Annotated in this window: 13 protein-coding genes; 6 read left to right on the top strand and 7 right to left on the bottom strand. The window is 41.6% G+C overall.

Annotated elements, in window-relative coordinates:
• Positions 1-30 precede the first annotated feature (30 nt).
• From H6F74_RS10040 to H6F74_RS10030, 3 genes are all read left to right on the top strand, one after another.
• A complete protein-coding gene (locus tag H6F74_RS10040) occupies positions 31-1,293 on the top strand; it encodes a SufS family cysteine desulfurase (protein ID WP_190440002.1) in 1,263 nt (420 codons plus the stop codon).
• 170 nt (positions 1,294-1,463) lie between these two features.
• Positions 1,464-2,129, top strand: a complete 666-nt coding sequence (locus tag H6F74_RS10035; RefSeq protein ID WP_190439999.1) for a Uma2 family endonuclease — start codon at positions 1,464-1,466, stop codon at positions 2,127-2,129.
• Entirely contained in the window at positions 2,116-2,715 is a 600-nt protein-coding gene (locus H6F74_RS10030) for a hypothetical protein (protein ID WP_190439998.1), read from the top strand. The genes H6F74_RS10035 and H6F74_RS10030 overlap by 14 nt, the downstream gene beginning before the upstream one ends.
• Before the next feature lie 112 nt (positions 2,716-2,827).
• Here H6F74_RS10030 and H6F74_RS10025 read toward each other — a convergent pair whose 3' ends face one another.
• Positions 2,828-3,904 (bottom strand): ParA family protein, encoded by a 1,077-nt coding sequence (locus H6F74_RS10025; RefSeq protein WP_190439995.1) that lies wholly within the window; start codon positions 3,902-3,904, stop codon positions 2,828-2,830.
• A gap of 185 nt (positions 3,905-4,089) precedes the next feature.
• Positions 4,090-4,395 (bottom strand): hypothetical protein, encoded by a 306-nt coding sequence (locus H6F74_RS10020; protein WP_190419353.1) that lies wholly within the window; start codon positions 4,393-4,395, stop codon positions 4,090-4,092.
• 271 nt (positions 4,396-4,666) lie between these two features.
• On the opposite strand from H6F74_RS10020, the gene H6F74_RS10015 reads away from it, so the two are divergent.
• Complete coding sequence (locus tag H6F74_RS10015; RefSeq protein ID WP_190439993.1) at positions 4,667-5,128, top strand: TspO/MBR family protein; 462 nt, start codon at positions 4,667-4,669, stop codon at positions 5,126-5,128.
• On the opposite strand, the gene H6F74_RS10010 is transcribed toward H6F74_RS10015, so the two are convergent.
• The gene (locus H6F74_RS10010) at positions 5,109-6,539 is read right to left on the bottom strand and encodes a glycosyltransferase family 4 protein (protein ID WP_190439991.1); all 1,431 of its coding nucleotides are present in this window, start codon (positions 6,537-6,539) and stop codon (positions 5,109-5,111) included. The genes H6F74_RS10015 and H6F74_RS10010 overlap by 20 nt on opposite strands.
• A gap of 444 nt (positions 6,540-6,983) precedes the next feature.
• On the opposite strand from H6F74_RS10010, the gene H6F74_RS10005 reads away from it, so the two are divergent.
• Together H6F74_RS10005 and H6F74_RS10000 are read left to right on the top strand one after the other, a co-directional pair.
• The gene (locus H6F74_RS10005; RefSeq protein ID WP_190439988.1) at positions 6,984-9,275 is read left to right on the top strand and encodes a polysaccharide biosynthesis tyrosine autokinase; all 2,292 of its coding nucleotides are present in this window, start codon (positions 6,984-6,986) and stop codon (positions 9,273-9,275) included.
• 343 nt (positions 9,276-9,618) lie between these two features.
• Complete coding sequence (locus tag H6F74_RS10000; protein ID WP_190439975.1) at positions 9,619-11,208, top strand: hypothetical protein; 1,590 nt, start codon at positions 9,619-9,621, stop codon at positions 11,206-11,208.
• On the opposite strand, the gene H6F74_RS09995 is transcribed toward H6F74_RS10000, so the two are convergent.
• The 4 genes from H6F74_RS09995 to H6F74_RS09980 all read right to left on the bottom strand — a co-directional run bounded on the left by H6F74_RS09995 (position 11,175) and on the right by H6F74_RS09980 (position 14,715).
• Positions 11,175-11,783 (bottom strand): YdcF family protein, encoded by a 609-nt coding sequence (locus tag H6F74_RS09995; RefSeq protein ID WP_190439972.1) that lies wholly within the window; start codon positions 11,781-11,783, stop codon positions 11,175-11,177. The two genes, H6F74_RS10000 and H6F74_RS09995, sit on opposite strands and share 34 nt — an antisense overlap.
• A gap of 15 nt (positions 11,784-11,798) precedes the next feature.
• Positions 11,799-12,647, bottom strand: a complete 849-nt coding sequence (locus H6F74_RS09990) for a glycosyltransferase family 2 protein (RefSeq protein ID WP_190439968.1) — start codon at positions 12,645-12,647, stop codon at positions 11,799-11,801.
• A gap of 111 nt (positions 12,648-12,758) precedes the next feature.
• Positions 12,759-13,646 carry an FkbM family methyltransferase gene (locus H6F74_RS09985; RefSeq protein WP_190439965.1) on the bottom strand — a complete coding sequence of 296 codons (888 nt, stop codon included), beginning with the start codon at positions 13,644-13,646 and terminating at the stop codon, positions 12,759-12,761.
• Positions 13,612-14,715, bottom strand: coding sequence for a radical SAM protein (locus H6F74_RS09980; RefSeq protein WP_190439962.1), 1,104 nt, complete (start codon positions 14,713-14,715; stop codon positions 13,612-13,614). The genes H6F74_RS09985 and H6F74_RS09980 overlap by 35 nt, the downstream gene beginning before the upstream one ends.
• Positions 14,716-14,721: the final 6 nt, after the last annotated feature.

Below are 14,721 nucleotides of genomic sequence, written 5' to 3'. Positions count from 1 at the left end.
CAATCATAAATTACCAACTACCAATTACCAATGACTCTCACCAAAGACAGAACACTAGCCGATAAAGTCCGTGCAGATTTCCCAATTCTGCACCAAGAAGTCAATGGCAAACCCCTAGTTTATCTAGACAACGCCGCCACATCCCAAAAACCTCTGGCGGTGCTAAACGCCATTCGGGATTACTATGAGCAGTACAATTCAAACGTACACCGGGGCGTTCACACCCTCAGCGCCAAAGCCACAGATGCCTACGAAGGTGCTAGAGACAAAGTTGCTGCTTTTGTAAATGCTGCTTCGCGCCAAGAAATTGTTTACACTCGGAACGCCAGCGAAGCGATTAACTTAATCGCTTACAGTTGGGGAATGAACAATTTGCAGCGAGAGGATGAAATCATCCTCTCTGTAATGGAACACCATAGCAATCTAATTCCTTGGCAGTTCGTGGCGCAAAGAACAGGCGCGGTGCTGAAGTTTGTAGAACTAACACCAGACGGAATTTTTGATTTAGAACAATTCAAATCTCTGATTTCCGACAAAACCAAACTGGTTAGCACAGTTCACGTTTCTAACACTTTGGGATGTATAAATCCAGTGGAAGAAATTATTGAAATTGCTCACCAATACGGTGCCAAAGTCTTAATTGACGCTTGCCAAAGCGCACCACATATGGTTCTTGACGTGCAAGCGATGGATTGCGATTGGCTAGTCGCCTCCGGTCACAAGATGTGCGCCCCGACTGGGATTGGCTTCCTCTATGGCAAACTAAACTTACTGCGTTCCATGCCTCCCTTCTTAGGGGGTGGCGAGATGATTGCCGATGTGTTCCTCGACCATGCTACTTATGCAGATTTACCGCATAAGTTTGAAGCCGGAACGCCATCAATTGGGGAAGCGATCGCGCTCGGTGCTGCTGTAGATTATCTTAGCGGTATTGGTATGCACAATATCCATACCTATGAAGCCGAATTAACAGCTTATCTCTTCCAACAGTTGCAGCAAATTCCAGAAATTAAAACTTATGGGCCACAACCCACCAGCACCGGAGAAGGTAGAGCCGCACTCGCTGCGTTCACGGCTGGAGATGTCCACCCTCACGACTTATCCACCATCTTAGATCAAGCTGGCATCGCCATCCGCGCCGGACACCACTGCACCCAACCCTTACACCGTTACTTAAAAGTGCAATCTACTGCACGGGCGAGTTTGTATTTCTACAACACCCGCGAAGAGATTGATCTTTTCATCGCATCTTTGAAAGAAGCTGTCGAATTTTTTGGCAGTATCTTCGGCTAAGTCAACTTAAGCCCTGGCGAATGTAATTCGCGGCTACACAAACTAAGTCCGCCTGCGCGGACTTACAAAAACTCAAAGTTTTGAAACCTGCGTAGGCAGGTTTTGTCTGTGTAGCTGCGGTTTCAACCGCCCCTTCAAGTGTAATGCTAGAAAATGGAGTATTTCAAAGTATGATTATCACCTCAACTCCAGCAGAACAAAGAACCGTGCTACCCAACATTAGCTGGGAAACTTTAGAAGCCTTGCTGAGAGAAACAGGTGAAGATAGAGGCTGGCGGTTTGCTTATGACGGAAGCACTCTAGAACTTATGACCCCGCTTTTTGAACATGAAAACCCCAAAAGTAATTTTGGTAATTTAATCATCTTCTTAGCTTTAGAACTAGACATTGAAATAAAAAGTGCTGGTTCTACTACTTTAAAGAGAAAAATAGCAAATCGAGGTATAGAACCAGATAATTGTTACTATATCCAAAACGAACTAGCAGTCAGAGGTAAGCAAAAACTCGATTTAGAAACCGATCCGCCGCCAGATTTAGCAATTGAAATCGATATTACCAGCAGTTCTGTTAACAAGTTTGAGATTTACTCAGCGCTGGGTGTCACTGAACTCTGGAGATATGACGGACGAGATTTAAAATTCTATCAGCTAACAGAAGGGAAATATAGTGAGTGCGAATTCAGTATTGCCTTTCCCATAGTATCGGTAACTAAAATTAGCGAATTCATTGAGCAGAGTAAAACCATTGGAGAAATTGCGCTGTTAAAATCATTTCGCTCTTGGGTGAGAGATAAAATAGTAATCATGGAAACGAGTCATTCAAATGGCATACAGTGACTTTACTTTAGACAGGGTGAAGAAAACCTTTGACTTAAGCATTTCCGACAAAATTGATATATTCTCCTCTGTCCCAGAGTTAGAATGCCCCCCATTTTTAGCAGAAACACTTCGAGAAAATGTACCTTTAGCCCTTGCAAGTAATACGGAAAAATCTCGTTCAGAAATGATTATCGCACCGATTTTAATTTCGGTGAGGAAACATTTGAATGCTCAAATTAGTTTATTTTCCGGCATCGATTTTACAGTCGATGCACAAAAGGGATTAAACGGAAGTTGCGATTTTATTATTAGTCGTTCGCCAGAACTATTAATCCTGACTGCGCCAGTGGTGACAATTGTAGAAGCTAAAAAAGAAAATATTAATGCGGGATTAGGTCAATGCGTAGCAGAAATGGTTGCAGCTAAATTGTTTAATGAACGTGAGGGAAATAACATTCAAACAATTTATGGAACTGTCACCACTGGAACTAATTGGAAATTCCTAAAGCTTGTTGGGCAAGTAATCGAGATTGATTTAATTGAATACTATATTAGTAATATTGGTAAAATCTTGGGAATTTTATCTAGCATATTTGTTAAGTAAGTAGCTTAACGTGCTATATATTATTTGCCAAGTTAATTAATAGGTAGGGTAGGAAATACTCACTCTACTGACTGATCTAGATTTAGTAATCGCTAGAATCCCTTTGTTAAATTTAGTAGAGTTTTCCTACAAATAACTCTATCTCTTGTAACGCTTTTGTGTAATTAGTAATAGGGAGTTTAACATCACTTCCATCTGGCATTGTATATTTAGACTGGTTCGGAAGCCTAGACATAGGTATTCCTAGAGACGACGATACTTTACCAGATGTGTGAAAATCTTTTATGTCTGAAACATAATAGTTTTCCCATTCAGTAAGAGAAGTGGGCTTATTATCACAACGTGCAAATAATGAAGGAAATAGTTCAAATTGCTCATAGCAGAAATCAATTAGCTCTGTTCTTATGGAATCAAATGCTGTCGCAACTCCATCTTTAATGGTATAGTTATTAAAAACAAACTCATAAATAACTGGCAATTTGAGATTAAATGAATCTACTTGTTTATTAAAAGTAATGACATCATCAGCGTACCTCTTTAAAGCAGCTGAAGGATATTTACCAAAAAGCAACATGAAAAGAGCTTTTATCCCTTCAAGTGAACTAAAATCCGCCATCATTGGAATTACGACTTTATCTGAAGATACTAAAGCCATTTGTGTATATATAGAAAAACTAGGGTTGCAATCTATAAAAACAACCATGTCTTTATATTTCTCTTTATTAAATTCATACTCACACAATCTTTTGATTGCCGTCATATATTCCAACCATGCTTTTGTATTGGCGGGATTTATGACAGCGTAGTTTAATGCTAATGAAAAAGACTCTAAAAAAGAGTCTCCCGCTATCAAATATAAATTAGTTGAAATATTAGGATTAAAAGGAGCAATTGAAACTTTATAAGAAGTATTAGGTGTTCTGAAATTTGAGTTCCCCTTTAGAAGCCAATCTATGAATCCGACGATATTTCTTCGAGTTTTTAAAGATTGTAATTTTTGATTTGTTTCATATCCCAGTTTTCCTCCACCAAGCAAAAATTGAGATATATTTGCTTGAGGGCACATATCAATAACTAACACTTGTGTGTTTGGGTGCTTCTCGGCATAAAGCGTTGCCGCATTAGAACAAAGCGTAGTTTTACCAACACCACCTTTATTATTGTAAAAAGCATAGATATTAATGCTCATAAGTGAATTTTTCAAATGCAGATAAATAGGATAAAATAAATTATACCAAAAAGTTTCATCTATGGCATAGGCGATCGCCCTCCCAACTCACCACAACATAAGTTAAGCGCCATCGCATTCTCCACCACAACACCAGCAAGAGCGATCGCATTCCCCAACCACAACATAAGTTAAGTGCGATCGCACTAATCCCGTCCTCGTCCGAGTTCTTCAATCAAATCACGAATAGCATTTTGATTATTTTGAGCCACAATCGCCGCCGCCTCAGCAGCTTGAGCCGCACGCTGTGAAGCCAAGACAGCTTCCCTAGCAGTTTGGCTAAGTTCTGTAATTGCTCTGGCTTGTTCAGCCAAAACATTGACAAACTGCTGAATGGTCTGCTGTTGACGTTCAGCTGTCTGAGCTTGACGTTCAGCTGTCTGAGCTTGTTGCTCAATGACTGTTACCAGTCGTTCTAAGCGAATTTCAATCCGGTCTAGTTGGACGGTCATAGTGTTTTTTGTAGCTACTTTGACTGTAGCACCCAAAGGCTTGTGTCAAAAGTAGTTCTAGCGCTTTAGGATAGCGGCGCGGATGCACTAGAGCCGTAGCGTTGGAACTATGCTCCCTAACCTTGCAAAAACAGCAGATTGGGCTTGAGTAGCTGCGACAACAGTCATCAGCAAGCTTAGATTCTGACTAGCGAGTGATTACAATTAGCCCCTCAACTTGACAAAATCGCTACAGATGGCTAGCAGGTTTGGTGTTGCGAAAGGTAAGGGCATGATTAAATCTTGGATGGTGATTGGAGGCGTAACTTTTTTAGTGGCTGGCTTGAGCAACTTAATTACGCCAAATGATGTTAAGTGGTTCAAACGCCTGCAAAGACCGAGATGGTTAACTTTTGAAGCGGCTATTCCTTTGATTTGGATAGTAGTTTTTATTTGTGGTGCTTGGTCAGCTTATGTTGTCTGGGAACGCACCAAAAATTGGTGGCTGATGGGCTTCTATGTGTTACTAGAATTAGTTACAGTTGCCTACAACCCGCTGATGTTGAGGCTCCGCAGTCTCAAAGTCGGCACCATCGTAGGCGGAATTGGTTTCATATTAAGTTTGATTTTGGCACTGACTGTATTACCAATCTCGGCTGTTGCATCTGTGTTGTTAATTCCCTATTTACTCTGGAGTCCAATAGGGACTTACACTACTTGGGTATTGGCTCGCCTTAATCCTGGTGATGCTTAGAAACTTTTACAACGCCTCCTGACTTCTTCTTGACAAAGTGAGATGAATTGTCTCGGCGCAGCCATTTAAAACTAGGTGAACTAAGTGGTTCCATTGGTTCCTTGACTGCCTCTTGCAAGATTTTTGAGTATTGCTGGGCAATAATCTCAGGGGTAAAGTTTGACTCCAGATATTGACGCCCAGCCTGTCCCATCCGAGTCTGCAATTGCGGGGAAGTTGCTAAACAACGAATAAATTTAGCTAGACCACTAGCATCCCCATTGTTGAAGGCAGCACCACAATTAGCTTCAGTCATCAACTGGCGGAGATAGGAGTGTTGTTCGCTAATTACAGCAATGGGACGCCCAGCTGCTAAAGCAGCGTAGAACTTACTGGGTACTACTAATCCTTCCATGCCTGGGCTAATGCTAACTAAGGATAAGTCGCAAGCTGTGAGGGAGTAGGGTAAATTCTGCTTGCTTTGGTATGGCAAGAAGCGACAATTGCTTAAGCCGAGAGTGCTGATTTTATTGATGCAAGTTTGGCGCTTGGCACCGTTGCCAATGAAAACAAACTGAATGGGTTCATTTTCCAGCAGGCTGGCTGCTTCTAAAATTGTCTCCATGTCGTGACAGCGCCCCATGTTACCGGAGTAGAGGACGGTGAAAGTGTCAACTAGATTAAATTCTTGGGCGAACCAATTATCTTGCTTGGCAATGGGTACAATCCAGCCTGGATCTGCCCAGTTATGAATTACGGAAATCTTATTAGTAACTTCTGGGCATTTGGCGACTACTCGCTCTTTCATTGAAGGGCTGAGGACGATAATTCTTTTAGCATTTTTCCAAACACAACAGTTGAGAAAATTCCAAAATCGAACTAATAGGTTTTGGGCAGGAACGACATTGAGTTCGACAGCAACATCGGGATATAGGTCGTAGAGGAGACAAACGTAGGGTAAACCAAAGCATAAGTTAGCTAAATAGCCGAGAATTGGCAAGAAAGGGGGGGCTGTGGTGAGGAGCAAAATATCGCCGCGACTGCCAGTTTTTATCAGGTGGAGTCCGGATCGCAGGCAGAATAAGAGTCCATTGACGGCTTTGCCGCGAATTCGCTGGGGCCATATCTGAGCAGTGCGCGATCGCTTAACTAAAAGTCGCTCCGATCGCTCAATTGGTGGTGCCGTTTGCTTTCGGAAGGCGTACCCCGGCTGTCCGGTAAAGATTTGCACTGGCAAACCTAAGGAACCCAAGTTAACTGCTAACTCTTCAATCAGCTGCCCTGTCGCTGCGTAGTCTGGCGGATAATATTGGGTAATGATAGACAGTCTTACGGGCAGGTTAGAAGGAATTAGCGCTTCTGGCTTCAAAGACCGGGTTTCTGGTAAACCGCCCCTACTAATATGCTGTTTTGGAATCTTCCCGTTGCTCATGCAGCCTCGCTGACTTCATAGGGATAATGTGTAATTTATGTTACTACCGTGTAGAGTTTAGCGATAAATTCGGTAGCTGGACAAACAGGTGAACCCACTCATAACAAGGAATTTTCTAATTTTTGAAATTTACCAACCGTGTAGGGACTAAAAAAACTACAGATTTGCCTATAATTATCCGGATCACATCCAGAAGAATCTGGTAAAGACTGATTAGAGACTTCCTGGGTGAGCAGTGTCGCCCATCTAAGGGAGTAACTTCGTCACTTTTTTACAGCTGATCCCTAAAATATAATCGCAGCAATCTAGTCATGGATTTTATCCTGATAGGCTAGCACAGTCCTGTATCTAGAATTCAGGAGCCACAAGGGAGCCACAATTGGGGAATTGGGCTGACATTAGGCACTCCTGACTCCTGAATTCTTTACTCGGCATTTTTAAGCTATGGGTTCCGATGGAGATTTTCAGCCGTTGCTGCCACAAAGTACAGGGAACCACAGGAGCGCCATAAAACCGCCCTACGGCGGCGGCCTTCCCCGTTCTACTGGGTTTAACGAGGCTGACGAAGATAAACTGGATCTTCGTCAGCTATTGGCTGTTGTCAGGCGTCGGGCGATCGTGATTACGGGGGTAGCGATCGCTGTAACTTCTGGAGCTGTATCTTGGGTGTTAAGCCGCGCTCCCAAGTACGAAGGCAGGTTTCAGCTGTTAGTAGGCTCTGTCACTGGTGAAGATAAGTTTGATGAATTCAACCAAAGTCTAGGTAAAAATGCCAGCATTCAAACTCCCAGCATAGATTACGCTACTCAAATTCAGGTTTTATGGAGTCCCCAAGTAATTTCTCCAATCGTTGAGAAAATCAAAGAGCGATATCCAGAGATTGATTACAGTACGCTGGTGCAAAAACTGGCGATTAATCGGCTGTCTGAAACCAAAATCTTAGAAGTTAGCTACCAGGATTCAGACCCTCAAAAAATTCAATTTATTCTAGAAAAAGTTGCTGATGGCTATGTTGACTACAGTCTCTCTCAGCAGCAAAATAGCCTGCAACAAGGCATTAAATTTGTTGAAAAGCAGTTAGAAAAACAATATGAGCGAGTAGACAAACTTCAGGAAAAACTCCAGGAGTTTCGCCAAAAATACAACCTCATCGATCCGGAAACTCAGGGACAACTGCTAACTAATCGCGTTAGCGGCATTGTGCAGCAGCGACAGGAAACCCAAAGCAGACTCGGCGAAACGCGATCGCTTTACTCAACTTTGCAAAAACAATTAGGGTTAGAACCGAATCAGGCGTTGGCGATGGCGGCGCTTTCGGAAGCACCCCGCTATCAGCAGTTACTCAATCAACTTTCTGAGGTAGAAAGTAAAATTGCTGCTGAGTCAGCGCGGTTCACGCAAGAAAGCCCTAACATTCAGAAACTGCTAGAACAACGGGAAAATTTGCTGCCTTTGTTACGACAAGAAGCGGTAGGGGTATTGGGAAGCAATTCTTCTGGTGTGGTTTTAGATGCCGAGAGTGCATCCCCAAATTCGATTCGCCTGTCTCTAACTAAGGAGATGGTGGAGGCGGCTAATCAGATTCGAGTGTTGGAAAGGCGTCAGCAAGCGATCGCTCTTGCCGAAAATCAGATGAGTCAACAGCTAAAACAACTAGCTGTCACTGCTCGTTATTACACAGATTTACAGCGAGAGCTACAGGTCGCAACAGAAAGCTTGAACCGCTTTCTCGGTGTCCGGGAAACCCTACAGATTGAGGCGGCGCGAAAAAATCTCCCTTGGCAAAAGCTTTCTGAACCTAAACAGCCTCAAGAGCCGATTTCACCTAATGCGCCACGCAGTATTTTGCTAGGTGCGGTTGCGGGGTTACTAGCAGGAATGGGAGCGGCGTTGTTAATCGAAAAGTTGGACAACGTGTTTCACTCTCCCGATGAGTTGAAAGATAGCACTGGATTACCGATTTTGGGACTAATTCCTTTCAATAAACAACTCGCTAATAGTCAGGAGTCAGTTGTTAGTAGTCAGTCGTCAGTCGTGAAGGGACAAGCACACTACAATGCTTCTGCGTTTTTGGAAGCGTTTCGCTCTCTTCATGCGAATATTTATTTTCTCAGTCCGGATAAGCCACTGCGATCGCTTGTTATTAGTTCCTCGGTTCCGTCAGAAGGAAAATCAACTCTTTCAACCCACCTGGCGCAAGCCGCAGCTGCTATGGGTCAGCGAGTTTTACTGGTGGATGCGGATCTCAGGTTACCGCAAGTTCATAAATTGACGGATTTGCCTAATGTGTGGGGACTCAGCCATGTCATTTCCACAGACATGAATGTGGATGATATTATCCAGCGATCGCCCTTAGAAGACAATCTCTTTGTGTTAACTGCTGGTCAAATTCCTCCAGACCCCACCAGGCTACTTTCATCCAAAAAAATGCAGAATTTAATCCAGCGTTTTGAAGAAGCTTTTGACCTGGTTATTTACGACACACCACCACTTTTAGGACTTGCAGACACCAAACTTTTATCTCCTCATACAGATGGTATTGTCCTGGTTGTGGGATTGGGCCGCACAGACCGAGCGGTGCTAAGGCAAGTTTTAGATGGATTAAAAACTTCTCATGCTCCTGTCTTGGGTTTGGTGGCGAATGGAGTTAAAGGGTATACCACTAGCTCCTATGATTACTATCACCGTTACTACACTAAAGTTCCTGGGAAACAGCAGCCTGTGAACAATAGCTGATACTAATTCATTGTGTTTATTTTTGGTTTTCAGTCTCTGACTGGGAATGTTTTTTTGTTAGCTTCGCTAACATATACCCTTTGAAATTTCTATCCTATGGGGGAGGCTCTGCCTCCCAAACAGCGTTCCTAGTTTTAGGCTGAGAACCAGGATATACTAATTTTCCCGTTCCATCTGTAGGTTGGGTGAGGTTCCAAGGGCCCAACCTACACAAGTTTTGGACTTTTAACTCTAACTAATTCCATTTTTTACAATTTATTGCTGAAACGGTATGATATAGGCGCACTCTACCTGCATTGGGGCGGTACTTCGCCCACTATCAAGACCTGTAGGCTTTTAAAATATGAACTTAGTAATTTTCATACTTACTAGCTTTATTGTCATTTCCATACCTTTTGGATTATGGATTTTCAAACGATTATCCAATTGGAAATTGCTAGATAGATGTGTTGCGGCTTTTACTCCAATATTATTCACCATACTTGGGGGCTTAATTCTCAACTCCATACTGTCACAGCCTTTTTGGGATTGGAATGCTAGCCGTCTCACCCCAAGCTTTGCAATAATTCACGGATACAAATTATATTATGAAGCCGACAATGGCCCTGTACTAAGTACGGTATATAATCCTTTAACAGCCTTTGCCTACTTACCTGCTACCCTAGCAAATTCTCCAACTTGGGCAGTTATTTCAGCAGTATTTATTAGTAGTTGTTTTTTCTTCTTGCCTATACTTTGGCTACACCTGGGCGAAAATATTAAAAATCCTAAAAGTTTAGTTTACTCGCTTTCCTGTTTTATTATTTTTTGTTTCTTTACCTTCGCGTTGCCATCCTTGAGTTACTCAGCTTTCACAGTCCATGCAGATGCGCCTGCACTAGGTCTTAGCGCTGCGGCTTGTGCCGTTCTCTACTATCGCCAGCCCAAAAATAGTAATCTAAGTTTGCTGCTATCTTCTCTATTGGCAGTTTTAGCAGTTGGCACAAAACAGACTGTTGTCCCGCTTCCATTTGCCTTGGCAACTTATATTTTGCTTGTTGATGGTCGCCATAATTTCAAACGTTATGTTATTTATCTAGGTGTTTTTGGGGCATTGTTAGCAACAATATTCTTGGTTATTTTTCAACCAGAGCCTTTATTATTTAATATAATTACAATCCCTAAGAAATATCCTTGGAAAGAAAATATTATAGTTGCTATATCAAGATCAGGGTTTGGACTAATAAAGGAGTGGATATTACCGGGAGCTGTAATATTATTTTTAGCTTACAAACAAAAATTATTTCAAATAAACAATTTTAGTGATATTAAACGTTACTTAAATGATAATCGCTGGTCAATGTTACTGATTGTCAGCTTATATATGATGCCGCTTTCGGTGCTAAATAGAGCAAAGTTGGGGGGAGATGTTAATGCTTATAGCCTTATAACTTACTTTCTCTGTGCTGCTAGTAGTTTGATGTTACTCAAGTCGGTTGTAAATGCAGATACTAAAAAGTTGCAACAATTTTCAAAATTATTAGTTGCAGCACTATGCGTAGCATTTATTTTCACTAAATCTTTCAATATTAAAAATCTTGATTATCAATTTAGTAATTTATTAAATAATCCTCAAGAAGTAGCATATAATTATTCAAAAAAACACCCAGGAGAAGGTTATTTTCCCTGGAACCCATTATCAACTCTGATGGCAGAGGGCAAGCTTTATCATTTCGCGTTTGGATTATTGGATAGAGAACGAGCTGGATTTAAAGTAAACGAGGAACATTTTCGGCGTTATATTCCTGCTCAAATTAAGTTAATAGCTTTTCCAAAAACCGCACAGGATAAAGATACGTTGAAGTATTTACCTGAATTTTCGCAGCAAATTATTGTTGACGAATTACCTGGATGGAATGTTTATACTAGAGAGCGATCGCTTGCCAATAAATGAATCAAAGTTCTCGCGCTAGCACCAGTGCGACCTGTAAACAGCCAAAGAATAGCACGACCAAAATCCCGGAGGATGTGCAACCAAGTTTCGGGGGGATTTTTGGTGGGAATGGAGACAGGGGTGAACGCAATACCTTGACTACCAAAAACGATGGTAGCGATCGCAATGGCGCGACGCATATGAAAATCGGAAGTAACCAGATAAACGTGTTGAATATTTCGACTTTTGAAGTCAGCAACTAAAGAGGTAAAGTTAGTCACAGTATCAACTGCACGGCGGTCGAGATTTACCCGCTCATCGGAAATTCCGGCTTCTCGAAAAATCTTGCTAGCTATATCTGGACGAGTGCCGGAACTCACCCAAATTTCCAGTGTAGGATGGTTTTGGGCAAATTGAGCAGTGAATTTTTCTCGATTTGGCCCGCCGCCGAGGGTGAAGATAGCTTGAGGTATGGGTGTTTGAGAGAAAGCGATCGCTATTCGCACCGGAATAATTCCAATTAGCAGTACGATAAAAGCAGAAATTGCTAAACACAAAAAACGGTATTTTTTGCGCTTGTGATGAAAAATATTCATCAATATACTCAAGAATTAGGCACTGGACACTTCTTTTTTTTGTAACTCATAAATTTTGGCATCGACTAGGAAGCGATACCAAAAACCTTGTAAAAAATGAAAGATTAAACCTTCCAAACCATCTAGAAAGCCTAAGCCAATAATGTAGCGCATTAGAAAGTAGAGAAAGGCACGCAAGAAAAGTGGCGATCGCGTGTAGAGGTTTTTCTTGATCCAGCGCCGCCCAATAGCTTGAGAATATTGACTGCTTTTTAACAAATCGTCTTCTTTTTCTGTTACTAAGCTCACCATATCTTTCACTTCCCGATCTGCATAGCGGTTGTGCTTGTCTATCCAGAAGCTCAAGCCTTTTTTGTTCTCGTCAATGATATCGTGCTGAAATTTGGCAATTTTTCCCTGTTTAAGAACAATATGTTCATCCATCCATCGCTGTTCGCAAACGCCAAAATCTGTGCGCCAAATTCGCAGCAACCAAGTCGGATAATAACCCCCATGACGTATCCAACGCCCCATAAAAAACACGCGGCGTTTCACTTGATATCCGGTTATTTTGTCATCTGTATAAGGTAAGATATGTTTTAATTCTTCAACTAATTCTGGTGTTAAGCGCTCATCAGCATCAAGGCGCATAATCCAGGGAGTTTTGATGGGTAGATTCTGTAAAGCCCAGTTGATTTGAGCTGCATGATTCTCGAAAGGATGCTCGAAGACTTGACAACCGGATTGTTTAGCGATTTCCAGTGTGCGATCGCTACTTCCCGAATCAACCACAAAAACTTCTGCATCCAGCTTTTCTAAACTAGCTAAACAATGTGGTAGATTTGCCTGTTCATTTTTCGTGAGAACAATTAACGAAAGCAACATTACCCTGGTTACTGAATTGGTAGATGAAAGCAGAAAAAAATAGAACTTTATTATCTTTCCAGGCCTTCTCTGGGCTTACGCCAGGAAACGAGAAAGTGGAGAGAATTTAATTCATTTGTAAGCAACCAGATGAGAATAATCTAACCAAAATGTGCGAGTGAACCCACATTCTTGAAGATAACGTTCTATTCTAGCGGGAGCTTCAGGCATTCCCCGTGATTCCAGCACAGAAAAATGGATTTCACAAACTACAGTTTTACAATCTGGATGCCGTAAAGTTTCATTTAATCCCGCTAAAACTTCCTCTTCTGCACCCTCCACATCTATTTTAATAGCTGTGGGTACATCAATTTGTTCTTGTTTGCGAAGTTCGTCGCCAGGAATTACATCTACATCTACGGTTGTAATTGCGCTAACCTCATTTTGAGGGATTACAAGACTATGGGTACCGGCACTGGCGTGCTGAGAAACGCTTAATTTTAGACGAGCGCGATCGCGTCCTAATGCTATCGGAAAAATTCGCACATTTGATAGATTATTAGCAGCTACATTTTGCTGCAATCTATTGCCAGCTCTCTCCTCTGGTTCAAAGGCAAAAACTCTCCCACTTTCACCCACCGCTTTTGCTAAAAGTACGCTGTACAAACCGATATTAGCGCCAATATCCCAGTAAGAATCGCCACTCGTAACTCGGTTTAACAGGGTTTCGATAATGCGATAATCCTCCTGAAATGAGAGGACGCGAGAATATTCTACGATATCAGCAACTAGCAAATTTGCTGTATATTTTCCTACTTTAACTTCTACTTTTTCTGGCTGTTTTCGTTTATATTCAGCATTACGCAACTGGCTTTTGATAGTTCGCGGCAAAACGAGCAACTTTGTTAAACCTAGATGACGCAGCCAAGAACGAATTGGACTTAGATAAAGTATTTTCAAAACCCTAATCTCCCTAGAACTGTAATCAATAATGAAGACGTTCGTGATAACTAGAGTCAATTTTTTCTCCTTTGACTCTGGCTTCATTTTCAGAACCAAATCGTCTTCCTTTGGAACTTCGGTAAAAATCTAAATTTCGGTAAGCTGTGCAAGCAGAACAGGTGGGATTAAGATTGCCGCCTTTTTCAAACTGGGCAATTAACTTCTGGCGTTGGTATCCTGTCCAAATTTCTCCCAAAGATTCATTCATAATGTTACCAATACTTAAATCTTCAATAGCATCCATCGCCGCTGCACAGTAGCAAGCCATCACCACGCCTTCAGGCAAAACTATAGGGCCGTCATATAAATTTTTGCACGGTTGTGTCTTTTTGTCGGCGGCAACTTGTCGCATTTTCATAGTGCCGAGCAAGTCGGATTCTTTGATTTTGCCGCCAAAATCGTAGAAAGACCAGGTAAAGTCAATTTCCGGTTTATACTTTAAGATGGGTTGAAAGTCGGGATCTTTCATCACTTCTACTAAAGGGCGATCGCTTCTGAGTCCAATGGTAATATCTAGTGATATCCCTAGTCTTTCACGAGTCTCCAGCAAAGCTAGAACGTTGTCTCGCATTCGCTGATAACTATTATTACGATATACCCGTTGATACATTTCCTCTTGAAAGCCAGCGGTACTAATAAAAATTCCATTGATGCCGCTTCGCACTACTTCTTCTATGCCAAATCTATCTAGTAAAATTCCGTTGGTAATTAGGCGAATATCCCTGATTTTCGGTTCTTTTCTAAATGTATATACTCGGTTGAGGAAGTTGGGATCTAGTAGGGAATCTCCCACAATAGGTGTGAGGAAAATATCACCACCTCCTAGCTCGATATAATCGGCAAGTGCTTTATTAAAGACTTGCTCTGACATAATTGATTTAGCTCTTTCTTGGTACTGATACCCACAAAAAACGCATTTAGCATTACAAATATTTGTGAGTTCAAAGTTTAATGACGGAGGACGGGTGTCAAGTTGTGACAGAGTTTTTTCTAAATCATAGAAATGACCGATAAATTCATCAATTTTATAATTGATAATTTTTGATATTTTTTTTAAGTGAATTGGATTAAAGGGATTTATTTTCATAAATTT

This window comes from Trichocoleus sp. FACHB-90, from assembly GCF_014695505.1.
Lineage (GTDB): Bacteria > Cyanobacteriota > Cyanobacteriia > Cyanobacteriales > FACHB-T130 > Funiculus > Funiculus sociatus.
The sequence above is the reverse complement of the archived record's forward strand: the minus strand, read 5'-3'. Positions and strand labels throughout refer to the sequence as shown.

What these genes read in the sequence shown, in the direction of transcription:
- H6F74_RS10005 (WP_190439988.1), top strand. Translation starts at nt 6,984, where the DNA reads ATGGGTTCCGATGGAGATTTTCAGCCGTTGCTGCCACAAAGTACAGGG.
- H6F74_RS10015 (WP_190439993.1), top strand. Translation starts at nt 4,667, where the DNA reads ATGATTAAATCTTGGATGGTGATTGGAGGCGTAACTTTTTTAGTGGCT.
- H6F74_RS09990 (WP_190439968.1), bottom strand. Translation starts at nt 12,647, where the DNA reads ATGTTGCTTTCGTTAATTGTTCTCACGAAAAATGAACAGGCAAATCTA.
- H6F74_RS10010 (WP_190439991.1), bottom strand. Translation starts at nt 6,539, where the DNA reads ATGAGCAACGGGAAGATTCCAAAACAGCATATTAGTAGGGGCGGTTTA.
- H6F74_RS09995 (WP_190439972.1), bottom strand. Translation starts at nt 11,783, where the DNA reads ATGAATATTTTTCATCACAAGCGCAAAAAATACCGTTTTTTGTGTTTA.
- H6F74_RS10035 (WP_190439999.1), top strand. Translation starts at nt 1,464, where the DNA reads ATGATTATCACCTCAACTCCAGCAGAACAAAGAACCGTGCTACCCAAC.
- H6F74_RS10030 (WP_190439998.1), top strand. Translation starts at nt 2,116, where the DNA reads ATGGCATACAGTGACTTTACTTTAGACAGGGTGAAGAAAACCTTTGAC.
- H6F74_RS09980 (WP_190439962.1), bottom strand. Translation starts at nt 14,715, where the DNA reads ATGAAAATAAATCCCTTTAATCCAATTCACTTAAAAAAAATATCAAAA.
- H6F74_RS10020 (WP_190419353.1), bottom strand. Translation starts at nt 4,395, where the DNA reads ATGACCGTCCAACTAGACCGGATTGAAATTCGCTTAGAACGACTGGTA.
- H6F74_RS10025 (WP_190439995.1), bottom strand. Translation starts at nt 3,904, where the DNA reads ATGAGCATTAATATCTATGCTTTTTACAATAATAAAGGTGGTGTTGGT.
- H6F74_RS10000 (WP_190439975.1), top strand. Translation starts at nt 9,619, where the DNA reads ATGAACTTAGTAATTTTCATACTTACTAGCTTTATTGTCATTTCCATA.
- H6F74_RS10040 (WP_190440002.1), top strand. Translation starts at nt 31, where the DNA reads ATGACTCTCACCAAAGACAGAACACTAGCCGATAAAGTCCGTGCAGAT.